Below are 23,033 nucleotides of genomic sequence, written 5' to 3' on the forward strand. Positions count from 1 at the left end.
CCTACACACTGCCCGGCAGACGCCGCCGCGAGCCGGTCAGCCGCCGAGCTCGCCGACCCGGTAGTCGATGATGGCGCGCAATGTGTCGACGCTGAGGGGCGCATCCGGTGGGAAGTGCAGCGTCGCCCCGCTGAACGAGCCCTCGCTGAGTGTGCCGGTGAGCGCCGCAGCGGCCGGGGGACTCATCAGCAGCAGGCTGCACTCTTTCGCCGTGGCCGAGAGGCCGATCAGTCCGCGCCCCCGGTAACGGAAAACCGGCACGCGGTAGCTGATGACCTGCTCGGCGTCGGGCAGCAGCTGGACGATGCGGTCGCGCACGGTGCGCAACGCGGTCGAGAACGGTTCGCCGATCCGGTCAAGATACTCCTCGACCGTGTCGGCCTCCACTCCGCGTGCCATGTCGTCCTCCCGCTCCGATCCGGCCGGATCAGTGTGCGAAGTGCCCTTCCGGTGCGATCACGTCGGCCGGCTTCCGGATGAAGAAGCCGCCCACCACCGCGAACAGCGAGATGATCGCCGCCGCGAGGAAGGCCAGACGCACGCCGCCAGCGGTCGCGGACTCGATGCTGCCGCCCGCTCCGACGAGGGAGGCGGTGTGCGCTGACATGATCGCGACGAGCAGTGCGGTGCCGGCGGCGCCGGCGACCTGCTGCACCGTTCCGACGATCGCGCTGCCGTGCGAGTACAGGTTCGGCGGCACTGCCCCGAGCCCGGCCGTGAACAGCGGCGTGAACATCAGCGCGAGACCGATGCTCAAGGTGACATGCGCGCCCATGATGAGGTACTGCGATGTGTGCTCGGTGATCAAGGTCAGGCCCCAGAGCACGGCGCTGACCAGGATGGCTCCCGGCACGACGAGCACGCGCGGCCCGAACCGGTCGTAGATCCGGCCGACGAATGGTGCCAGCACACCCATCACGACCCCGCCGGGCAGCAGGAGCAGCCCGGTCGCGAGGGTGTCGAGGTGGAGGACGTGCTGCAGGAAGAGCGGCAGCAGGATGATCACGCCGAACATCGCCGCCGTGCTGATCGCCATCAGCAGGATCGACACGGTGAAGATCGGCGAGCGGAACGTACGGAGGTCGAGCAGTGCGCTGTCGTGGCGCTGCAGCAGCAGCTGGCGCACGATGAACGCCGCGAGCGACACGACGCCGACGACCAGCGACACCCACATCACGGCGGGCGACGTTCCGGGGCCGGTCGCGCCGGTCTGGGTGAGGCCGTAGAGCAGGCCGCCGAAACCGAACGCCGAGAGGATGACCGACAGCACGTCGATCTTGACCTTCTGCGGCTCGGTGACGTTCTCGACGTACTTGATGCCGATGAGCAGCATGACCACCGCGATCGGCAGCACGATGAGGAACATCCAGCGCCAGTCGAGGTAGTTGAGGATGACCCCGGAGATGGTCGGGCCGATCGCGGGCGCCACCGAGATCACGATGGAGACGTTGCCCATCGTGCGACCGCGCTTGTTCGCGGGCACCAGGGTCATCAGGGTGGTCATCAGCAACGGCAGCATGATGGCCGTGCCGGACGCCTGGATGACGCGGGCGACCACCAGCAGGCCGAAGCCGGGGGCCAGGGCGGCCGCAAGCGTTCCGAGCGAGAACAGGCTCATCGCCGCGATGAAGATGCTGCGGGTGCTGTAGCGCTGCAGCAGGAAGCCCGTGATCGGGATGACGACCGCCATCGTCAGCATGAACGCGGTGGACAGCCACTGGGCGGCGAGCGCGTCGACCCTGAGGTCGTCCATCAGCTTCGGGATGGCGACCGACATGATCGTCTCGTTGAGGATGACGACGAACGTGGCCGACAGCAGCAGCCAGATCACGCGGTTGTTGCGCTTGGTGTGGTCCGGTTCTGTGACCGAGGCGACCCCTCCCCGCTGGACGTCGGCGGCGGATTCGACGAACGTCTGGTCGTCGAAGGCGGGGTCGGCGAGCGCCTCAGGCGCGGGCGGGGTGTTTTCAGTCACGGGTTCGAGCGTAGTGACGGCCACCGACATCCGGGGTTTCGCGCGGGTAAACGATCGCCACGTTCACTCTGCGCGTAATCGATGCGTTCGCATCCGGCGGCGGCGGCGACGGCGGTCGGCTCTGCTGCTCGTCACGCGGCGCGGTCAGCGCCCGAGCCCGGCGACCTCGCGCACCGCGTCCCCGACCGCCGGGGCAACGGCGGCCAGCTGCGCCGCATCCACGTCCGGCCCCCAGCTGAACCGGACCGCCGTGCGAGCCACGTCCTCGTCGTAGCCGAGCGCGAGCAGCACGTGGGAGGCGTCCTCGCTGCCCGCCGCGCACGCCGAACCACTCGACGAGACGACGCCGCGCCGCTCCAGTTCGAGCAGGATGGTCTCCCCGTTGCTGCCGGGGAAGACGAACGACGCCGTCCCCGGCAGCCGCTCGGTCGTGTGCCCGGTGAGTCGTGCCTCCGGGAGCTCGGTCAGCACCGCGGCGACGAACGCATCCCGTGCGTGCGAGGCGGCAGCAGCCTGCTCCTCGCGGTGGGCGGAGGCCAGCCGGACGGCGGCGGCCAGCCCGACCGCGCCCGCCACGTTCTCGGTGCCGGATCGGCGTCCGCGCTCCTGCCCACCGCCGTGCAGCACGGGCTCCACCGGGATGCGGCCGCGCACGTACAGCGCGCCGATGCCCTTCGGGGCGCCGAGCTTGTGGCCGGAGACGCTGAGCGCATCCACCCCCAGCCGGGCGACGTCGAGCGGCAGCCAGCCCGCCGCCTGCACCGCGTCGGTGTGGAACGGGATGCCGAGGCCGCGGGTGAGAGAGGAGAGCGCCGCGATCGGCTGAACCGTGCCGACCTCGTTGTTGGCGAGCATCACGCTCGCGAGCGTGGTGTCCGGGCGGAGCTGGGAGGCGAACGCGTCGATGTCCACGAGTCCGTCCCGGCCGACCGGCGCGAACTCGACGGTGAAGCCGTGCTGCCGCACCAGATAGTCGGCCGACGCGAGCACCGCCTCGTGCTCGATCGGCGTCGTGACGATGTGCCTGCCGCGCGGGTTCGCGATGGCGATGCCTTTGACCGCGAGGTTGTCCGCCTCTGTCCCTCCGGACGTGAACACGACCTCCGAGGCGCGGCAGCCGAGCCAGGATGCGACGGTCGCCCTGGCCTCCGCGAGCGCCCGCGCGGCCGACTCGCCGACCTCGTGGTGGCTCGACGGGTTGCCGAAGTCGCCGGTGAGGTACGGCCACATCGCTTCGAGCACCTCGCGACGCACCGCCGAGGTGGCCGCCGCGTCGAGGTAGATCATGGCGCGGCGACCACCACGTCGAGTCCCAGGTCGAGCGAGCGGACGCTGTGGGTGAGCGCTCCGACAGAGATGACGTCGACGCCGGTCTCGGCGACGGCGCGCACGGTGTCGAGCGTGACGTTTCCGCTCGCGTCCACGATCGCCCTGCCGCCCACAATGGCGACGCCCTCGCTCAGCTGTTCGATGGTGAAGTTGTCGAGCATGATCGTGTCGACGCCCGCGGCCAGCACCGGCTCGATCTGGTCGATCCTGTCCACCTCGACCTCCAGGTGCGTGGTGTGCGAGAGCTGCGCGCGCACGGCGAGCAGCGCCCCCGTCACAGACAGGCCGGACTGCTCGGTGAGCACGGCGAGGTGGTTGTCCTTCGCCATCACGGCGTCGGAGAGCGAGAAGCGATGGTTGTGGCCTCCGCCGGAACGCACGGCGTGGCGCTCGAACGCGCGCAGGCCAGGGGTGGTCTTCCGCGTGTCGACGATTCGCGCTCCTGTGTGTGCGACCTCGGCGACGTAGGACGCGGTGAGCGTCGCGATGCCGCTCATCCGCTGAACGAAGTTGAGGGCGACGCGCTCGGCCTGCAGCACGGATCGCGCAGGGCCGGAGACGATCGCGAGGGTGTCGCCGCGCTCGAACGTCTCCCCGTCGGCGACGGCGAGTTCGACGTCGATCCGCGGGTCGGTGATCGTCATCGCCGCCGCGAACACCGCGCCTCCGGAGAACGTGCCCGGCTCGCGCGCGGCCAGGCGCGCGGTGGCCGTCGCCGACTCGGGGATGAGCAGCGACGAGGTCACGTCGCCCCATGGCGCGTCCTCGACGAGCGCAGCCCGCACGACGGTCTCGATGATCTGGTCGGTCAGCATGGAACGGTCACCTCTGTTGCGGATAGGACGGACATCAGGTCGGAGGGGCGCGCGAGGCGCGCGGTGTGCCTCGGTTCGAGGGAGGTCAGCGGGAAGTCGGAGCGGAAGTGCGCCCCGCGCGACTCCTCCCTGCCCAGCGCCGACGAGACGACGAGCCGCGCGAGATCGAGCAGGTTGGCGTCCTCACGCTCGGTCCGGCCACGCTGCCCATCCAGCCCACTGGATGCACGCCAGCTGGCGAGCGTGTCCGCCGCGGCTTCCAGGCGCTCGCGGTCGCGGTGGACGCCCGCGGCCTCCCAGAGCAGGGCCTGCAGCCGAGCGCGGTCGACGGGGACCGCATCCGGTCGTTGGTCCGGATCGGCGGCACCGGCCGTGAGCGCGCCGTCGAGCCACTCGGGCGCCTCCGGCCACTCCGCACCGATCGCCGCGACCGCACGGTGCGCGAACACCAGCCCCTCCAGCAGCGAGTTCGAAGCCAGCCGATTCGCCCCGTGCGCGCCTGTGCAGGCCACCTCGCCGACCGCGAACAGCCCGCGCAGCGTGCTGTGCCCGCTCGTGTCGGTGGCGACCCCGCCCATCCAGTAGTGCGCGGCCGGGGTGACGGGCACGGGCATCCGCGACCAATCCATTCCTGCGGCCCGGCAGGCGGCGTCGATGGTGGGGAAGCGTTTCGCGAGGAACGCCGCCCCCAGCGCGGTGGCGTCGAGCACGACGGGTCGGCCGCCCTGCGCCGCCATCTCCACGGCGATGCCGCGGGCGACCACGTCGCGCGGGGCGAGCTCCGCCTCCGGATGCACGTCCAGCATGAAACGTTCGCCGCGCGCGTTCCGGAGCACGGCGCCCTCGCCGCGCACGGCTTCGGACACCAGGAACGAGCCGGGGACCGCCAGCGCAGTCGGGTGGAACTGGTAGAACTCCAGGTCGGCCACGGCCGCACCGGCGCGCCAGGCCGCTGCCATGCCGTCTCCGGTCGTCACGGCCGGGTTCGTGGTGTGCGCGTAGAGCTGCCCTGCGCCGCCGCTGGCGAGCACCACCGCCTCCGCGTCGAGCACCTCGGTCGAGCCGTCGGCCAGCAGCAGTTCGACGCCGGTGACAGCGCCGTCCTCCACGATCAGGTCGCAGAGGAACGCCTGCTCGACGATGCGGGCGGCCGACGCGCGGACGGCGCGCACCAGGGCGCGCTCGATCTCCGCGCCGGTCGCGTCGCCTCCGGCGTGCAGGACGCGGGCGTTCGAGTGGGCGGCTTCGAGCCCGCGCGCCAGGTCGTCGCCCGACCGGTCGAACGCGACGCCGAACGCGATCAGGTCGCGGATCCGGTCAGGTCCCTCCGCGCAGAGGGCGACGACCGCCTCCCGGACGTTGAGGCCGGCTCCCGCGCGCAGCGTGTCGGCCACGTGCGACTCGACGCTGTCGTCGGCGAAGTACGCGGCGGCGATCCCGCCCTGCGCGTACGCCGTGTTGCTCTCCGCGAGCTCGGCCTTCGTCACGAGGGTGACCTCGTGCGTCGCCGACGCCTCGACGGCGGCGACGAGCCCGGCGATGCCGCTGCCGACCACCACGACCCTGGCCATGTCAGGCCGCCATCGTGGTGTCCGGCCGCGCGGCGAGCATGCGCTCCAGCGCGACCCTGGCCGGCTCGGCGACGTCGGCCGCGACCTGGATGCGGTTCAGCACCTCACCGCGCACCAGCCCCTCCAGCACCCACGCCAGGTACCCCGGGTGGATGCGGTACATGGTCGAGCACGGGCATACCACGCTGTCGAGGCAGAAGATGGTGTGCTGCGGGAACTGCGCGGCCAGCCGCTGCACCAGGTTGATCTCGGTGCCGATCGCGAACGTCGACCCGTCCGGAGCGGCGGCGATGGCCTTGACGATGTAGTCGGTGGAGCCGTACTCGTCGGCCGCGTCGACGACCTCCATCGGGCACTCCGGGTGCACGATCACGCGCACGCCGGGGAACTCCGCGCGGGCGTGCTCGATCTGGCCGACGGTGAAGCGCTTGTGCACGGAGCAGAACCCGTGCCAGAGGATGACCCGCGCATCCTGGAGCGTGTCGGCGCTGCTGCCGCCGAACGGCTTGCGCGGGTTCCAGAGCGGCATCTGCTCGACAGGGACGCCCATTGCCTTCGCCGTGTTGCGGCCGAGGTGCTGGTCGGGGAAGAATAGGACGCGCTGGCCGCGCTCGAACGCCCACTTCAGCACGGTCTCGGCGTTCGACGAGGTGCAGACGATCCCGCCGTGCTCGCCGCAGAAGCCCTTGAGTGCTGCGGACGAGTTCATGTATGTGACCGGGATGACGGGGACGCGGCCGTCCGCATCCGGTTCGGTGCCGTACAGCTCCTCGAGCTGCTCCCAGCACTCGGTCACCGAGTCGATGTCGGCCATGTCGGCCATCGAGCATCCGGCGGCCAGGTTGGGCAGGATGACCGCCTGCTCGGGGCGCGAGATGATGTCGGCGGTCTCCGCCATGAAGTGAACGCCGCAGAAGACGATGGCCTCCGCCTCGGGCTTCGCCTTGGCGGCGTTGGCGAGTTGGAACGAGTCGCCGACGAAGTCCGCGTACTGCACCACCTCGTCGCGCTGGTAGAAGTGGCCGAGCGTGACCACGCGGTCGCCGAGCGTCGCCTTCGCGTTCAGGATGCGGTCGTGCAGTTCCTCTTTGGAGGCCGTGCGGTACTCGTCCGGCAGTTCGCCCTGACGCGGTGCATCCACCGGGATGGGGTCGGCCATCGACGCGCCAGGACCGTACGACGGTGCCAGGGAGTCGAACGTCCACGGGGCGTCGACGAGGTCGGGGGTGCAGGTCTCGCCGTTCAGCTCGCCGGTGGCGATGAGCTGGATGGTGGTGTCGACCGAGGCGATGGTGCTCATTCTTCTCTACTCTCGAACGGTGCCGTGCTGGCGAACGGGGTACTGCTGGCGAACGGTGTACTGCTGGCGAACGGATGCTGCTGACGGGGGAGTGGGCCGGCGTCGGCGAGGTCGATGGAGTCGTTGTACCGGTACAGCCGCGGAGGCCGGTGGCGCGTGCCGGTGAGGTACTGGTCGGTGGCGACCACGGCGCCGGAGCCCTCGATGGTGCGCCGGAAGTTGGCGGGGTCGAGGGGGCGGCCGAGCACCGCCTCGTGCACCTCGCGCAGCTGGGCGAGCGTGAACGTCTCGCCGAGGAAGGCGTGCGCGATGCGGGAGTACTCCATCTTCGTGCGGAGCCTCCAGAGCGCGTACTCGACGATCAGCTTGTGGTCGAACGCGAGGCTCGGCAGCTCGTCCGCCGGGAACCAGCGCACGTTCTCTCCAACGCTCGCCCGCGCGGCCTCCTCGCTGCGGACGAGTGCCCAGTACACGATCGAGACGACGCGCTCTGCGCCCGTCGACCGGGAGGCGTCGCCGAACGCGTACAGCTGCTCCAGGTAGCGCGGGGTGAGCCCGGTGGTGTCGTTGAGGGTGCGGGCGGCGGCGAAGGCGAGGTCCTCGTCCCCGTGCAGCGGGCCGCCAGGCAGAGCCCAGCAGCCCTCGAACGGCTCGCGGACGCGACGCACGAGCGGAAGCCACACGCTCGCGATGTCGCCGGTCTCCTCGTCGTTCCGCAGCGAGAAGATCACCGTCGACACGGCCAGCACGGCGCTGACGCGTCCGCTGTTCGCTGCCATGCGGCCCCTCCCTCACTAAAAGTCACCCTGACCCTAAGGGTGCACTCATCTTAGTGTCACTCCGACCAGAACCACAAACCCCCACCCCCGAAACAATCCGGATATGCTAAGCGGGCAACGTGCACAACTGAACACTGGGCCAACGAGGTCGATGCGGGAGAGCCGGGCGCGCGAGAGCGACGTGCCGGCACCGAAGGAGCAATCCTCCCCGACAATCTCTCAGGTACTCGTACCGCATCGGACTGGCCACTCTGAAAAGCAGGACGACGACACGATCGTCGTCCTCGCCCACGGTGAAAGCCGCGCGCCAGCGCGGTGAAACTCTCAGGCCGGATGACAGAGGGGGAGTTCTCACGTCGATCGCAGCGCGGTCGGCTCCCAACTCCCGGCGACGGCCGGCGAATCGGAGAACTCATGACCTCGAACGACACGGACCGCCTCTCCCCGCTGCACGACGCGCATCAGGCCGCCGGCGCCTCCTTCACGGACTTCGCGGGCTGGCAGATGCCCGTCCGGTACTCCAGCGACCTGGCCGAGCACCACGCGGTCCGGGATGCTGCCGGCCTGTTCGACCTGTCGCACATGGCCGAGATCGTGGTCATCGGCCCGGAGGCGGGCGCGGCGCTCGACTACGCGCTCGCGGGCAAGCTCTCCGCCGTCGCGAACGACCAGGCCAAGTACAGCCTGCTGCTCTCGCGTTCCGGCGGGATCATCGACGACCTCGTCGTCTACCGCACCGGCGACGACCGGTACATGGTGGTCGCCAACGCCTCCAACCGCTTCCAGGTCGTCGAAGAGCTGCGCTCCCGCACCGCGCCGTTCGACGCCGAGGTGTTCGACGAGAGCGACGACATCGCGCTCATCGCCGTGCAGGGCCCGGCCGCGCTGTCCATCCTGAGTGCGACGCCCGGCTTCGCCGTCGAGGGCGGCGCGTACGACGGCGACGACTTCGCCTCGCGGCTCGACGGCCTCAAGTACTATTGGTCGCTCCCCGCGCTCTACGAGGGTCACCCCGTGCTCGTCGCACGCACCGGATACACGGGGGAGGACGGTTTCGAGCTGTACCTTGCCCCGGACAACGCGCCGACGCTGTGGGATGCGCTGCTCGAGTCGGGCGCTGCGCAGGGCCTCGTGCCTGCCGGGCTCGCTAGCCGCGACACCCTCCGTCTCGAAGCGGGCATGCCGCTGTACGGCCACGAGCTCGGCCTCGACGTCTACCCCGCGCAGGCCGGTCTCGGCCGCGTCGTCAACCTCGCCAAGGACACCGACTTCATCGGCCGCGCCGCCAGCGAGGACGGCCCGGACGCGGAGGCGCCCGTGCTGGTCGGGCTGATGGGCCGCGGCAAGCGCGCCGCCCGCGCCGGATACCCGGTGTACGCGACCGACCAGGTCGACGGCGGGGACGCTGGCCACGACGAGTCGGTCGGCGTCGTCACCTCCGGCGCCCTCTCTCCGACCATCGGCGTGCCGATCGCGATGGCGTACGTCGCCCCGCGCTTCGCCAGGCCGGGAACCCAACTGCATGTCGACATCCGCGGCACTCGCCTCGGATACACCGTCACCGCCCTCCCCTTCTACAGCAGAAAGAAGCACTAGTCATGGCCGCAGAACAGGACCTCAAATACACCGCTGAGCACGAGTGGATCCTCGTGGACGGCGACGTCGCGACGGTCGGCATCACCTCGTATGCGGCCGAGAAGCTGGGCGACGTCGTGTTCGTCGAGCTCCCCGCCGTCGGCAGCGAGCTGGCCGAGGGCAAGGTCGTCGGCGAGATCGAGTCGACCAAGTCGGTCGGCGAGCTGTTCGCCCCCGTCGATGGAACGGTCACCGAGATCAACGAGGCCGTCGTGGATGCGCCGGAGCTCGTCAACAGCGACCCGTTCGGCGAAGGCTGGCTCGTCAAGATCGCCTTCACCGCTCTCCCCACCCTTCTCAGCTACGACGAATATGCCGCCCTCACGGGCGAGTGAGGCACCTCCACTTCGATGACTGAACTCTTCCAGACGCGTCACATCGGCACTGGCGACGACGCGCAGCGCACCATGCTGTCCTCCATCGGCTACGAGACGGTCGCCGACCTGGTCACCGCGGCCGTCCCGGACGCCATCCGCGTCGATTCCGGTTTCGAGTCCGTGCTGCCTGCCCCGGCGAGCGAGCGTGCTGCGCTCCGCGAGCTGCGCGGGCTCGCGGCGCAGAACACCGTGAACACGTCGCTGATCGGACTCGGATACTACGGCACCATCACGCCGGCCGTGATCAAGCGCAACGTGCTCGAGAACCCGAGCTGGTACACGGCGTACACGCCGTATCAGCCGGAGATCTCGCAGGGCCGCCTGGAAGCGCTGATCAACTTCCAGACGATGGTCGCCGACCTCACCGGGCTCGACACCGCCAACGCGTCGATGCTGGATGAGGGAACCGCCGTCGTCGAGGGGATGCTGCTGGCCCGCCGCGCCTCCAAGGTGAAATCTCCGAGGTTCGTCGTCGACGTCGACACGTTCCCGCAGACCCTCGCGCTGCTGCGCAACAGGGCGGACGCGGTCGGCATCGAGCTGGTCGTGCTCGACCTCGCCGCGACTCCGGCCGACTCGGCCGAGCTGACCGACGCGTTCGGACTCTTCTTGCAGTACCCCGGCGCGTCCGGCCGGGTGTGGAACCCCGCCGACGTGATCACCACGGCCAAGGCGGGCGGCGCCGTCGTCGTCGCCGCTGCGGACCTGCTCGCGCTCACCCAGCTGCGCTCGCCCGGCGAGCTCGGCGCCGACGTCGCCGTCGGCACCAGCCAGCGGTTCGGCGTCCCGATGGGCTTCGGCGGTCCGCACGCCGGCTACATGGCGGTGCGCTCCGGCCTCGAACGCCAGCTGCCCGGCCGCCTCGTCGGCGTGTCCCAGGATGCGGTGGGCAAGCCGGCGTACCGGCTCACCCTGCAGACGCGCGAGCAGCACATCCGGCGCGAGAAGGCCACCTCGAACATCTGCACCGCACAGGTCCTGCTGGCGGTCATGGCCGCGATGTACGCGGTTTACCACGGCCCGCGCGGGCTGAAGGCGATCGGGCGCCGCGTGCACCTGTCCGCAGCTTTCACGGCGGGCGTGCTGCGCGAGCGCGGCGTCGACGTGATCTCCGACTCGTTCTTCGACACCTTCCAGGTGCGCGTCGCCGACGCCGCCGCGACGGTCGCCGCCGCCCACGAGCGGGGCATCCTGCTGCACGCGGCCGACGCAACCACCGTCTCCGTGAGCTTCGACGAGGAGGTCGCGGCCGACCTGGCCGAGGGCTCGACACTCGTCGCGGACCTGCTCGCCGTCTTCGGGGCGGAAGCGGGCGCAGACGTCGACACCGCCATCCGGATGCTCGACGGCGAGCCCTCCTTCGACGCCGGACTCCTCCGGTCGAGCGCGTACCTGACCCACCCGGTCTTCAACACGCACCACTCCGAGACCGCCATGATGCGCTACCTCAAGTACCTCGCCGACAAGGACTACGCGCTCGACCGCGGCATGATCCCGCTCGGCTCGTGCACGATGAAGCTCAACGCCGCCACCGAGATGGAGGCCGTGACCTGGCCGGAGTTCGCCGGGCTGCACCCGTACGCCCCGGCGGACGACGTGCGCGGCTCGCTCGCGCTCATCGACCAGCTGGAGACCTGGCTCGCCGACGTCACCGGCTACGACTCCGTCTCGCTGCAGCCGAACGCGGGCAGCCAGGGCGAGCTCGCCGGTCTGCTCGCGATTCGCGGGTACCACCGCTCGCGCGGCGACCTCGCGCGCACGGTCTGCCTCATCCCGCAGAGCGCGCACGGCACCAACGCGGCCTCGGCGGTCCTGGCCGGGATGTCCGTGGTCGTCGTCGCCTGCGACGAGCTCGGCAACGTCGACCTCGACGACCTCCGCGCCAAGATCGCCGAGCACGCCGACACCCTCGCCGCCCTGATGATCACCTACCCGTCCACGCACGGAGTGTACGAGCACGAGGTCGTCGCGATCACCCAGGCCGTGCACGACGCGGGCGGTCAGGTCTACGTCGACGGCGCCAACCTGAACGCGCTCCTCGGCTACGCCAGGTTCGGCGACTTCGGCGGAGACGTCAGCCACCTCAACCTGCACAAGACGTTCTGCATCCCGCACGGCGGAGGCGGTCCCGGTGTCGGGCCCGTCGCGGCGAAGGCGCACCTCGCGCCGTTCCTGCCCGGCCACCCGCTGGCCCAGGATGCGACCCACTACCTTGCCGGTGGCGAGCGCGTCGAGCACGCCGGCGGCCCCGTGTCGAGCGCGCCGTACGGCAGCCCGAGCATCCTGCCGATCAGCTGGGCGTACGTCCGGATGATGGGCGCGGCCGGCCTCCGGGATGCGACAGGTGCCGCGGTCCTCGCGGCCAACTACGTGGCCGTGCGGCTGCGCGAGCACTTCCCGGTGCTCTACGCAGGCGACAACGGCCTCGTGGCGCACGAGTGCATCCTGGACCTGCGTCCGCTGACCGAGCAGACCGGCGTGACCGTGGACGACGTGGCCAAGCGTCTCATCGATTTCGGCTTCCACGCCCCGACGATGAGCTTCCCGGTCGCCGGGACCCTCATGGTCGAGCCGACGGAGAGCGAAGACCTGCCGGAGCTCGACCGCTTCGTCGCCGCGATGATCGCGATCCGCTCGGAAGCCGACGCCGTCGCCGCGGGGGACTGGCCGGTCGACGACAACCCTCTGCGCGGCGCTCCGCACACCGCGGAGTCCGTGATCACCGGCGAGTGGGAGCACCCGTACTCCCGCGAGCAGGCCGTCTACCCGGTGCCCGGCCTCGTCCGCGCCAAGTACTGGCCCCCCGTCCGCCGCATCGACCAGGCATACGGAGACCGCAACCTCTTCTGTGCCTGCCCTCCGCCCGAGGCCTTCGCCTAACCGCGCGCGCCCCGTCCCCAAACAATCGAGTCCGGACTTATGCACGCGACACGCCAGCGTGTCGCGTACATAAGTCCGGACTCGATTGTGTCTAGGCGAAGATGTGCGGCCAGAGGGCGACGGCGAGGGGATAGCCGACGAAGGAGACGATGTCGATGACGACGTGGGCCACGACGAGGGGCGCCACGCGGCCCCAGCGGGTGTAGCACCAGCCGAACACCACGCCCATGATGGCGTTGCCGACGAACGGCCCGAAGCCCTGATACAGGTGATAGCTGCCGCGGAGGAGCGCGGCGGACACGATGATCGTCCACGTCCCCCAGCCGAGCTGCCGCAGCCGGGTGAACAGGTAGCCGACGATGATGACCTCCTCCTGCAGCCCGGCCCGCAGCGCCGCGAACACCAGGATGGGGATGGTCCACCAGTGCGTGTCGAGCGGCGAGGCCTGCACTTGCACCGTCACCCCGACGATGCGGCCGAGCGCGTAGAACAGGATGCCCGGGATCCCGATCACGAGGAACAGCAGCATCCCGCCGCCGAGGTCCTGCCACGGCCTGGTCAGGTCGAAGCCGATTCGGCGGAACCCGCTGCGCTCCCGCTGCCAGAGCAGGAAGATGACCAGCGCGACGGCGAACAGCGGGAACAGGTTGCCGAGGAACTGGTACGTGAAGTCCAGCCACTCTCTGGTGCTCTGCGACGGGTTCACCGCCGCCGTCTGGTCGGCGAGCGGGGTCGTGTCGGTCGCCCTGGCGACGATCTCGACGATCGAATAGATCGCCGACGCCCCCAGCGACAGCCCGAGGACGATCGCGATCTCCCACCAGAGCCGCGGGCGCTGTGCGCGTTCGAGCGGAATCTTGGCGGACCAGGGTGTTTCACGGCTCATAGAGGCATCCTGCCAGGTCTCGCACCGACAGTCCGGGATGCGGTTTGTCCAGTTCAAACGGACGGAAGCGCTCGATTCATTGCACGGGACTATCGAAAACAGCCGTTCTTGTGCACATCGTGCAATTTATCGCTAACCGAGTTACCACTGTGTAACGTTTTGCCGCCCCGTTTTGCATTCAATCGTTGCGATACCTAGGGTCATTCTTATCCAGCGCGGTCCGGACGCTCTCGCATGTCCGCGGCCGACGCACACTTCGCACAGGAGGAACATTGCACATCAAGGGAAGAAAGGTCAGGTACGCGGTCAGCGCGGTCGCCATCGCCGGCGTCGCAGCGCTCGCACTGTCTGCCTGCACCACGTCCGGCAGCACCGGTGGATCCACCGCTGCGCAGGGCGGCACCGTGACGGTCGCTGTCGTGAACGACTTCACGTCGTTCAACTCGCAGACCCCCCAGGGCAACCTGGACACGAACGGACAGGTCGGTTACCTCAACGGCTCGTACGGTACGGGGTTCCAGTACATCGACAACAACTACAAGATCGTCCACGACGACAAGTTCGGAAAGTTCGAGAAGGTCTCGGACAGCCCGCTGACCGTCAAGTACACCCTGAACAAGGACGACAAGTGGTCCGACGGACAGCCTGTCACCGCTGACGACATGGTCCTCGCCTGGGCGATCGGCTCCGGCTACTACGACTCGTCGACCACCGACGACCAGGGCAACGTCACCAAGGGAACGCAGTACTTCACGATCGCCGGTTCCACCGCTGGTCTTGACACCACGGCCTTCCCGACCGTCGGAGACAACAACACGTCGATCACCCTGAAGTACGGCACCCCGTACGTCGACTGGGAGCTCGTCGACCCGATCGCGCAGCCCGCGCACATCGTCGCCAAGAAGGCGGGCCTGTCCTCGGCCGCCGACCTGACGAAGCTGCTCAAGGGCCTCGACAAGGGCAACAAGGACGCACCGGCTGCTCCGGACGCCACGCTCAAGAAGGCTGCTGACTTCGTCAACACCGGCTACGACGTGACCGCGTTCCCGACCGACAAGGACCTCCTGGTCTCGTCCGGCCCGTTCGTCGTCTCGAGCTGGACCCCCGGTCAGTCGCTCACGATGGTGCAGAACAAGTACTACGCCGGCGGACTCAAGCCGAACGTGGACAAGATCGTCTTCCGCATCATCCCGGACGCCAACGCCCAGGTCACCGCTCTTCAGAACGGTGAGGTCGACATCATCAACCCGCAGGCCTCCGCTGACACGATCACCGCGCTGAAGAACACCAGCGCGAAGGTCCTCACCGGTGCACAGGCGTCGTACGACCACCTCGACCTGAACTTCGGTTCGAAGACGTTCGCAGACCCGAAGGTCCGCGAGGCGTTCCTGAAGACGATCCCGCGTCAGCAGATCCTCGACTCGATTGTCACCCCGGTCGACCCGAAGGCGGGCGTGCTCAACTCGCAGATCTTCCTGCCCAACCAGGAACAGTACGCGGACACCGCGAAGATGAACGGTTCTGACAAGTTCTCGAAGGTCGACATCGACGGCGCCAAGGCGCTTCTCGCCGGTGCCACCCCGACCGTCCGGATCCTGTACAACACGAACAACCCGAACCGTGTCGACGAGTTCCAGGCGATCTCGACCTCGGCGGCGAAGGCCGGCTTCAAGGTCGTGGACGCCGGATCACCCGACTGGAGCAAGCTCCTCCCGGGTGGGGACTACGACGCATCGCTCTTCGGCTGGATCAGCCCGGGTGCAGGCACGTCGCAGATCCCGCAGCTGTTCACCACCAACGGTGGCGGTAACTACAACCGTTACTCGGCGGCGAACGACCTCGCTGTGAAGTCGCAGACGACGCTTGACCCGTCTGAGCTGACCAAGATCGAGCAGCAGATCGACGCCAAGACCTTCGCAGACGGATACGGCCTCCCGCTGTTCCAGCTGCCGGGTGTCTTCGGTGCGACGACTCGTGTCGACGGCGTGAAGTACAACGGCGGACAGTCCGGTCCGTTCTGGAACTTCTGGCAGTGGTCGGTGAAGTCCTCCACCGCGAAGTAACCAGCTCCATCAGTGAGAGTGCCCGGGTGAACCCCGGGCACTCTCCTGCCGCGGGGCGTCGGCGGTTTCGTCGACGCCCCGTATCATGTAGTCGGTGGACGAGACCCGTTCATCCATTCCGATACGCGTCGACGCGGGCCGAGTGCCCGCCACCCCCGAGCGACGCGCTCTGTCAGTGAGGTTTTCAACCTATGGCGAGTTTCATCCTGAGACGCCTTCTCGTCTCGGTGCTCATCATCATCGCCGCATCGTTCCTGATGTACATGCTGGTCGCGTACAGCGCAGACCCGCTTCAGGACCTGCGAAGCAGCAATTCCCCCAACAAGACCCAGCTCATCAACGCCAGGATCCAGCTGCTGCAGCTGGATGTGCCCCCGCCTCTGCGCTGGGTGCTCTGGCTCGGTGGCGCAGCCAAGTGTCTGATCCCGTTCGCGAACTCGTGTGACCTCGGTTCCACGATCTCCAACGCGAAGGTCGTCGACATCCTGCCGCAGGCTCTCGGAGCCACGATCCAGCTCGTCACGGTCGCGCTCATCCTCGCGATCCTGCTCGGTGTCACCATCGGTATCGTCACCGCCCTTCGCCAGTACAGCGGACTCGACAACGTCGTCACGTTCCTCAGCTTCTTCCTGTACTCGCTGCCGGCATTCCTCGTGGCCGTCCTCCTCAAGGAGTTCGTCGCGATCGGCTTCAACAACTTCCTCGCCCATCCGACGATCCAATGGTGGGTCGCCGCGTTGATCGGGGTGGTGGCCGGACTGATCTGGCAGTCGCTGATCGGCGGCGACATGCGGCGAAGAGTGACGACGTTCCTCATCTCAGGAGTCGCGACCGCCGGTGTCCTGCTGCTCATGTCGGTGACCAACTGGTTCCTGGCCCCGGGCCTCGGCCCGGTGGTGATGATCATCCTCGTCGCGGCCGTCGTGCTCGGGACGACGGCGCTGGTCTCCGGCCTGCAGAACCGCAGGGCACTGATCACCGCGGTCATCACGGGCGCCATCACCATCGTCTGCTACTTCGCGCTGCAGCCGCTGTTCGACATCTCCTCGGTCGCGACCATCGTCATCCTGGCCATCGTCGCCATCCTGGTGAGCCTGGCGATCGGCTACTTCGTCGGCGGGTACGACCGCGGGCAGAACATGCGGGTCGGCGTGATCGTCACGATCGTGTCTGGCGCCCTCGTGCTGCTCGACCGCTTCATGCAGGCGTGGCCGCAGTACTTCCAGGACACCAACGGCCGCCCCATCGCGACCGTCGGGTCGTCGACCCCCGGGCTGACCGGCGACATCTGGGTGACGGGTCTCGACACGTTCACCCACCTGGCGTTGCCGACCGTTGCGCTGCTGCTCATTTCGTTCGCGTCGTACACCAGGTACTCCCGCGCCGGGATGCTCGAAGTCCTGAACCAGGACTTCATCCGCACCGCGCGGGCGAAGGGTCTGCCGGAGCGCACCGTCGTCGTCCGTCACGCCTTCCGCAACATGCTCATCCCGATCACCACTCTGATCGCGTTCGACGTGGGCGCCCTGCTCGGTGGCGCCATCATCACGGAGCACGTGTTCGCCATCCCCGGCATGGGCTCGCTGTTCAACCTCGGACTGTCCCGTGGTGACCTCAACCCCGTGATGGCCTACTTCGTGGTGATCGCGGCGATGGCGATCCTGTTCAACTTCCTCGCGGACCTCGCGTATGCCGCACTCGACCCGAGAGTGAGGGTCCGATAATGTCCAGCACCGAACCCATGATCGCCGACGAGCTGCAGGCTCCGTCCGCACCGCCGGTCAGCCAGGGCAGGCTCATCTGGAGGCGGTTCCTGTCCAACAAGGTCGCCGTCATCAGCGCGATCCTGTTCATCGCCATCCTCCTGTTCTCGATCTCCGCGATCGGCATCGGCCCCATCCACGGCTGGTGGAAGTACGACTACAAGGAGCTCAACGACCAGATCAAGCAGGGCGTCCCGACCGCTGAGCACCCGTTCGGCCAGGACCGCATCGGCAAGGACTACTTCGCCCTGGTGATGCGCGGCATCCAGAACTCGGTGCTGGTGATGGTCATCATCGGTGTCATCGCCAGCGTCGTCGGCGTGGTCGTCGGCGCGATCGCCGGGTACTTCCGCGGCGTGGTCGACGCCATCCTGATGCGCATCACCGACGTGTTCATCGTCATCCCGGCCCTCGTGGTCGGCTCGGTCGTCGGGCACTGGACGGGTGGCCTCGGCGCCCCGACCCTCGCACTGATGCTCGGGTTCTTCTCCTGGATGGGCATCGCCCGTCTGGTGCGAGGCGAGTTCCTGTCGCTGCGAGAGCGCGAGTTCGTCGAGGCGGCGCGCGTCGCAGGAGCCTCGGACGCCCGCATCATCTTCAAGCACATCCTGCCGAACGCCATCGGCGTGGTGATCGTGTCGTCGACGCTGATCATGGCCGCGGCGATCCTGCTCGAGACCGCGTTGTCCTACCTCGGCTACGGCATCCGTCCGCCGGACGCGTCGCTCGGCCTGCTGATCAGCTCGAACCAGTCGGCGTTCCAGACCCGCCCATGGCTGTTCTGGTGGCCTGGCGCGTTCATCGTGACCCTCGCCCTGCTCGTCAACTTCGTCGGCGACGGACTCCGCGATGCGTTCGACCCGCGGCACCGCCGGTTCAACCTGCGCAAGATGCGCGAGGAGGAGCCGGAGCCCGGCGAGGGCGACGGCGGAAGCCCGAAGACCGGAGCGGCCATCGCGGAGGACGTGCTGTGACCAGCGCCGTCCTCGCCTTGCCCCTCGCCCCCGAGCTGGTCTCAGGCGAGGAGCAGGGCGGCGATCGTGCCGCCGAGCAGCAGCACCAGGCCAGCCAAGCTGGCCAGGTGCCATCGCACCGTCACGGGCGTCTGGTCGGCGATCCCCGCCTCGAGCGCTCCGCTGTCGCGCAGCTGCGTCCAGCGGCGGCGCACCACCTCGGCGGCGGCGCCGGACGGGGTGGAAAGCAGGTCGCCCGGGCGGCGAACACTGTCCGCGACGCTCGGCTTGCCGATGCGTCCCTTGGTCTCGCTGCGCGTCGCTCTGAGCGTCCTGGACGTTCCGGGAGCGGGCAGCGACCAGACCGCGTACTTGTGGCCGGGCGTGTAGAGGGTCAGCGCGAACTTCGTGTCCACGTTGATGAGCGCCTCCCACGGGATCTCGACGGTGCTGCTCACGTTGACCACCGTCAGTCCCTCGTCGGCGACGACGAACAGGGGACGCCACAGCGTCGCCCACGCCAGCAGCGCGAAGAACGCGCACGGAACGATGTAGAGCAGCCGCAGATCGTGGATGCTCACCAGCAGTCCGACGGTCAGAGCGGCGCACGCCGCCCAGATCAGGACGGCAACGACCCGGTTGAACCGGGAGACGAACACCTCGCGTTCGTCGGCGGAGGTGTGAGGCATGTGACCATGCTCTCATCCCTCCCGTCTGCGAACGGCGACCGGAGACGCCGGGCGATCCCCGGCGCTCGCGAAAGGAACAGCAACTCATGACCGACAAGACCAACGGTCAGGCCGGCGTCGTCACCGACGCCCCCGTTCTGCAGGTCACCGACCTGTCGGTGGACTTCGGCGTCGACAACGTCTGGGTCCCAGCGGCCAAGAAGCTCAACTACTCGATCAAGGCGGGCGAGGTCCTCGCGATCGTCGGCGAGTCCGGCTCCGGCAAGAGTGCGAGCTCGATGGCGATCCTCGACCTCCTGCCGCAGAACTCGCGCGTGCAGGGCAGCATCAAGCTCGACGGCCGCGAGCTCACCGGGCTCTCCCCGCAGCAGATGCGCCGCGTCCGCGGACGCCAGGTGTCTGTGATCTTCCAGGAGCCGATGACGGCGCTGAACCCTGTGTACACGGTGGGCTTCCAGATCGTGGAGACCCTGCGTATCCACTTCGGGATGTCGCCGCACGAGGCCAAGGAGCGCGCGCTCGAACTGCTCCACATGGTGGAGCTCCCCGACCCGGTGAAGGCGTACAACTCCTACCCGCATCAGCTCTCCGGCGGCCAGCGTCAGCGCGCGATGATCGCCCAGTCGATCTCCTGCGACCCGAAACTGCTCATCGCCGACGAGCCGACCACCGCGCTCGACGTCACCGTTCAGGCCGAGATCCTGGAACTGCTGCGTTCGCTGCGCGACCGCCTCGACAGCGCCATCTTGCTGATCACGCACGACATGGGCGTCGTCGCCGACCTGGCGGACAACATCGTCGTGATGCGCAAGGGCGACATCGTCGAGGCCGGCACCGTCGCCGACGTCTTCGCCGCCCCGCAGCACCCGTACACGATCGCCCTGCTGGATGCGGTCCCGCACCTGGGCCAGCGCGACGACGACGTGATCGACACCACGGCCGCCCTCGCGGCGGGCACGGAGAACCCGGACGCCGCGTTCGCCGAGCGCATCAAGGTGAACGAGCGCATCGCCGCGGAAGAGCACACGAAGTCCGAGATGGACAAGCGCAAGGTCGTCGTCGACTTCCAGAACGTGGCCATCGAGTACCCGAAGCACGGCCGCGTCCCCGCGTTCCGTGCGGCGAGCGACATCTCCCTGCAGATCCACGAGGGAGAGGTCGTCGGCCTGGTGGGGGAGTCCGGCTCCGGAAAGACCACGCTCGGCCGCGCCGCCATCGGCCTGCTGCCCATCCACTCGGGCAAGCTCGTCGTGGCGGGCCAGGACATCAGCAATGCCGACCGGGACGAGATCCGCAAGCTCCACCGCAACGTCGGCATCGTCTTCCAGGACCCGTCGTCGTCGCTGAACCCTCGCCTGCAGATCGCTGACTCGATCGGTGAGCCGCTGCGCCTGGCGAAAGGCCTGAAAGGCCAGAGCCTCGCCAAAGAGGTCGACCGCCTCCTCGACAGCGTCGAGCTGCCGCGCGCATACCGCAGCCGCTTCCCGCACGAGCTGTCCGGTGGGCAGAAGCAGCGTGTGGGCATCGCCCGCGCGCTGTCGCTGGAGCCGCAGGTGCTCATCGCCGACGAGCCGACGAGCGCGCTCGACGTCTCCGTCCAGGCGCGCGTCCTCGACCTGATGCAGGGCCTGCAGCGAGAGATGAACTTCGCCTGCCTCTTCATCACCCACGACCTCGCGGTCATCGACGTGCTCGCGGACCGCATCGCGGTGATGCACCACGGCAACCTGGTCGAGGTCGGAACGCGCAACGAGATCCTCCGCTACCCGAAGGAGGCGTATACGCAGCGCCTCCTCGCCGCGGTTCCGCTGCCCGACCCCGAGCAGCAGCGCGCCCGCCGCACCCTGCGGCTCGAACTGCTGGCCGCCGGCTCGGACGAGGGCATCGTGCCCCCCGTCCAGCTGCCGGAGGCGGAGCCGCCGGTGGCGCAGGGGCTGTAGCCCACAGCAACCTCGAAGGACCCGACGCCGTACGCGTCGGGTCCTTCGTCATTCCCCTGATAGAATGGACCGTTCCCCACTTATCCTTCTGACGAGAGTCGAGTCTGCACGCATGTCCGAGAACGCCGTCGCCCACCGCGATGATCTGCGCAATGTCGCGATCGTCGCCCACGTCGACCACGGCAAGACCACGCTGGTCGACGCCATGCTCCGGCAGACGAATTCGTTCGGTGACCACGAGCACGTCGAAGACCGTGCCATGGACTCCAACGAGCTCGAGCGCGAGAAGGGGATCACGATCCTCGCCAAGAACACGGCGATCTCGTACAAGGGCAAGCACGCCGCGAACGGCCCAATCACCATCAACGTGATCGACACCCCCGGCCACGCCGACTTCGGTGGAGAGGTCGAGCGCGGCCTGTCCATGGTCGACGGCGTCGTGCTGCTCGTCGACGCGTCGGAGGGGCCGCTGCCGCAGACCCGCTTCGTGCTGCGCAAGGCCCTCGAGGCCAAGCTGCCGGTCATTCTGGCGGTCAACAAGACCGACCGTGCCGACGCACGCATCGAGGAGGTCGTGAGCGAGAGCCAGGACCTGCTGCTCGGCCTCGCCAGCGACCTGGCCGACGACGTGCCCGACCTCGACCTGGATGCGATCCTCGACGTCCCCGTCGTCTACGCCTCCGGCCGCGCAGGCGCCGCGAGCCGCAACCAGCCCGCCAACGGCGAACTTCCGGACAACGACGACCTGGAGCCGCTGTTCGAGGCGATCCTCGAGCACATCCCGGCCCCCACCTACGACCCGGCCGCTCCGCTGCAGGCGCACGTCACCAACCTCGACGCCTCGCCGTTCCTCGGCCGCCTCGCCCTGCTGCGCATCTTCAACGGCACGCTGAAGAAGGGCCAGACGGTCGCGTGGGTCCGCCACGACGGCGACGTGCACAACGTGCGCGTGACCGAGTTGATGATCACGAAGGCGCTCGACCGCTACCCGGCCGAGAGCGCGGGCCCCGGCGACATCGTCGCCGTCGCCGGTTTCGCCGACATCATGATCGGCGACACCCTGGCCGACCCGGACGACATCCGCGCCCTTCCGGCCATCCACGTGGACGAGCCCGCGATCTCGATGACCATCGGAACGAACACGTCGCCGCTCGTCGGCAAGGTCAAGGGTCACAAGCTGACCGCCCGCATGGTCAAGGACCGCCTCGACCGCGAGCTGGTCGGTAACGTCTCGCTTCGCGTGCTCGACATCGGGCGCCCGGACGCCTGGGAGGTCCAGGGCCGCGGAGAGCTCGCACTCGCCATCCTGGTCGAGCAGATGCGTCGCGAGGGCTTCGAGCTCACCGTCGGCAAGCCGCAGGTGGTCACCAAGCGCGTCGACGGCAAGCTGCAGGAGCCGTTCGAGCACCTGACGATCGACGCACCGGAGGAGTACCTCGGCGCCATCACGCAGCTCCTCGCCGCCCGCAAGGGCCGCATGGAGAACATGTCGAACCACGGCACCGGCTGGGTCCGTATGGAGTTCATCGTCCCGTCGCGCGGCCTCATCGGCTTCCGTACGGAGTTCCTGACCACCACGCGCGGCACCGGCATCGCCAACGCCATCGGTCACGGCTACGACGACTGGGCCGGCCAGATCATCACCCGCAGCAACGGCTCCATCGTGGCCGACCGCTCCGGTGTTGTGACGCCGTTCGCGATCATCGCACTGCAGGAGCGCATGACCTTCTTCGTGAACCCCACCGAAGAGGTCTACGAGGGCATGGTCATCGGTGAGAACTCGCGTGCAGACGACATGGACGTGAACATCACCAAGGAGAAGAAGCTGACCAACATGCGTCAGTCCACGGCCGACAACTTCGAGTCGATGACGCCGTCGCGTCAGCTGACGCTCGAAGAGTGCCTCGAGTTCGCCCGCGAAGACGAGTGCGTCGAGGTCACCCCGGAGATCGTGCGCATCCGCAAGGTCGAGCTGGACTCGAACGCGCGTGCCCGCGCGACCTCGCGTCTGAAGAAGCAGGACCAGAACGCCTGATCGAACGTACGCTTGACCTGACGGCCCGCGCGACGCAAGCGAC

General features: G+C 68.6%; 17 protein-coding genes and 2 riboswitches. Of the genes, 8 read left to right on the forward strand and 9 right to left on the reverse strand.

The annotated features are described in order from the left end of the window. Positions 1–36 precede the first annotated feature (36 nt). The 7 genes from AC37TH_RS11330 to AC37TH_RS11360 form a co-directional block, all read right to left on the reverse strand. Entirely contained in the window at positions 37–399 is a 363-nt protein-coding gene (locus AC37TH_RS11330) for an iron chaperone (RefSeq protein ID WP_490764452.1), read from the reverse strand. Positions 400–427: 28 nt separating this feature from the next. Then, complete coding sequence (locus tag AC37TH_RS11335; protein WP_490764453.1) at positions 428–2,005, reverse strand: MDR family MFS transporter; 1,578 nt, start codon at positions 2,003–2,005, stop codon at positions 428–430. A gap of 114 nt (positions 2,006–2,119) precedes the next feature. Beyond that, the gene (locus tag AC37TH_RS11340; RefSeq protein WP_490764454.1) at positions 2,120–3,262 is read right to left on the reverse strand and encodes a cysteine desulfurase family protein; all 1,143 of its coding nucleotides are present in this window, start codon (positions 3,260–3,262) and stop codon (positions 2,120–2,122) included. After that, positions 3,259–4,119: a carboxylating nicotinate-nucleotide diphosphorylase gene (gene nadC, locus AC37TH_RS11345; RefSeq protein WP_490764455.1), complete on the reverse strand. Its 861-nt coding sequence runs from the start codon at positions 4,117–4,119 to the stop codon at positions 3,259–3,261. Before nadC ends, AC37TH_RS11340 begins: the two co-directional genes overlap by 4 nt. Next, the gene (nadB, locus tag AC37TH_RS11350; RefSeq protein ID WP_490764456.1) at positions 4,113–5,690 is read right to left on the reverse strand and encodes an L-aspartate oxidase; all 1,578 of its coding nucleotides are present in this window, start codon (positions 5,688–5,690) and stop codon (positions 4,113–4,115) included. The genes nadC and nadB overlap by 7 nt, the downstream gene beginning before the upstream one ends. 1 nt (position 5,691) lies before the next feature. Continuing rightward, positions 5,692–6,990: a quinolinate synthase NadA gene (gene nadA / locus AC37TH_RS11355; RefSeq protein ID WP_490764457.1), complete on the reverse strand. Its 1,299-nt coding sequence runs from the start codon at positions 6,988–6,990 to the stop codon at positions 5,692–5,694. Then, positions 6,987–7,769, reverse strand: a complete 783-nt coding sequence (locus AC37TH_RS11360; protein WP_490764458.1) for an NUDIX hydrolase — start codon at positions 7,767–7,769, stop codon at positions 6,987–6,989. Before AC37TH_RS11360 ends, nadA begins: the two co-directional genes overlap by 4 nt. Positions 7,770–7,913: 144 nt before the next feature. Beyond that, positions 7,914–8,014, forward strand: a riboswitch (glycine riboswitch). A gap of 1 nt (position 8,015) precedes the next feature. Next, positions 8,016–8,116: riboswitch (glycine riboswitch) on the forward strand. 67 nt (positions 8,117–8,183) lie between these two features. On the opposite strand from AC37TH_RS11360, the gene gcvT reads away from it, so the two are divergent. From gcvT to gcvP, 3 genes are read left to right on the forward strand one after another with little or no spacing between them, the layout of a single operon-like run. Further along, on the forward strand, positions 8,184–9,365 hold the full coding sequence (gene gcvT, locus AC37TH_RS11365; protein WP_490764459.1) for a glycine cleavage system aminomethyltransferase GcvT: 1,182 nt from the start codon (positions 8,184–8,186) through the stop codon (positions 9,363–9,365). 2 nt (positions 9,366–9,367) lie between these two features. After that, positions 9,368–9,739: a glycine cleavage system protein GcvH gene (gene gcvH, locus AC37TH_RS11370; protein WP_490764460.1), complete on the forward strand. Its 372-nt coding sequence runs from the start codon at positions 9,368–9,370 to the stop codon at positions 9,737–9,739. A 15-nt stretch (positions 9,740–9,754) separates the two neighbouring features. Next, positions 9,755–12,661: an aminomethyl-transferring glycine dehydrogenase gene (gene gcvP / locus AC37TH_RS11375; RefSeq protein ID WP_490764461.1), complete on the forward strand. Its 2,907-nt coding sequence runs from the start codon at positions 9,755–9,757 to the stop codon at positions 12,659–12,661. Positions 12,662–12,752: 91 nt separating this feature from the next. Here the strand turns inward: gcvP and AC37TH_RS11380 are convergent, their stop codons facing one another. Then, on the reverse strand, positions 12,753–13,547 hold the full coding sequence (locus AC37TH_RS11380; protein WP_490764462.1) for a CPBP family intramembrane glutamic endopeptidase: 795 nt from the start codon (positions 13,545–13,547) through the stop codon (positions 12,753–12,755). Between the two features lie 272 nt (positions 13,548–13,819). Here AC37TH_RS11380 and AC37TH_RS11385 point away from each other — a divergent pair, with 272 nt between their 5' ends. The 3 genes from AC37TH_RS11385 to AC37TH_RS11395 all read left to right on the forward strand — a co-directional run bounded on the left by AC37TH_RS11385 (position 13,820) and on the right by AC37TH_RS11395 (position 18,347). Continuing rightward, positions 13,820–15,610 (forward strand): ABC transporter family substrate-binding protein, encoded by a 1,791-nt coding sequence (locus AC37TH_RS11385; RefSeq protein WP_490764463.1) that lies wholly within the window; start codon positions 13,820–13,822, stop codon positions 15,608–15,610. A gap of 191 nt (positions 15,611–15,801) precedes the next feature. After that, positions 15,802–17,334 carry an ABC transporter permease gene (locus AC37TH_RS11390; protein WP_490764464.1) on the forward strand — a complete coding sequence of 511 codons (1,533 nt, stop codon included), beginning with the start codon at positions 15,802–15,804 and terminating at the stop codon, positions 17,332–17,334. Next, positions 17,334–18,347 carry an ABC transporter permease gene (locus AC37TH_RS11395; protein ID WP_490764465.1) on the forward strand — a complete coding sequence of 338 codons (1,014 nt, stop codon included), beginning with the start codon at positions 17,334–17,336 and terminating at the stop codon, positions 18,345–18,347. The genes AC37TH_RS11390 and AC37TH_RS11395 overlap by 1 nt, the downstream gene beginning before the upstream one ends. 41 nt (positions 18,348–18,388) lie before the next feature. Here AC37TH_RS11395 and AC37TH_RS11400 read toward each other — a convergent pair whose 3' ends face one another. Then, positions 18,389–19,015 (reverse strand): PH domain-containing protein, encoded by a 627-nt coding sequence (locus AC37TH_RS11400; RefSeq protein WP_490764466.1) that lies wholly within the window; start codon positions 19,013–19,015, stop codon positions 18,389–18,391. Between the two features lie 86 nt (positions 19,016–19,101). Here AC37TH_RS11400 and AC37TH_RS11405 point away from each other — a divergent pair, with 86 nt between their 5' ends. Together AC37TH_RS11405 and typA are read left to right on the forward strand one after the other, a co-directional pair. Then, a complete protein-coding gene (locus tag AC37TH_RS11405) occupies positions 19,102–20,955 on the forward strand; it encodes an ABC transporter ATP-binding protein (RefSeq protein WP_490764467.1) in 1,854 nt (617 codons plus the stop codon). Positions 20,956–21,067: 112 nt separating this feature from the next. Next, complete coding sequence (gene typA / locus AC37TH_RS11410) at positions 21,068–22,990, forward strand: translational GTPase TypA (RefSeq protein WP_490764468.1); 1,923 nt, start codon at positions 21,068–21,070, stop codon at positions 22,988–22,990. Positions 22,991–23,033: the final 43 nt, after the last annotated feature.

It is taken from the genome of Leifsonia sp. McL0627, from assembly GCF_058244615.1.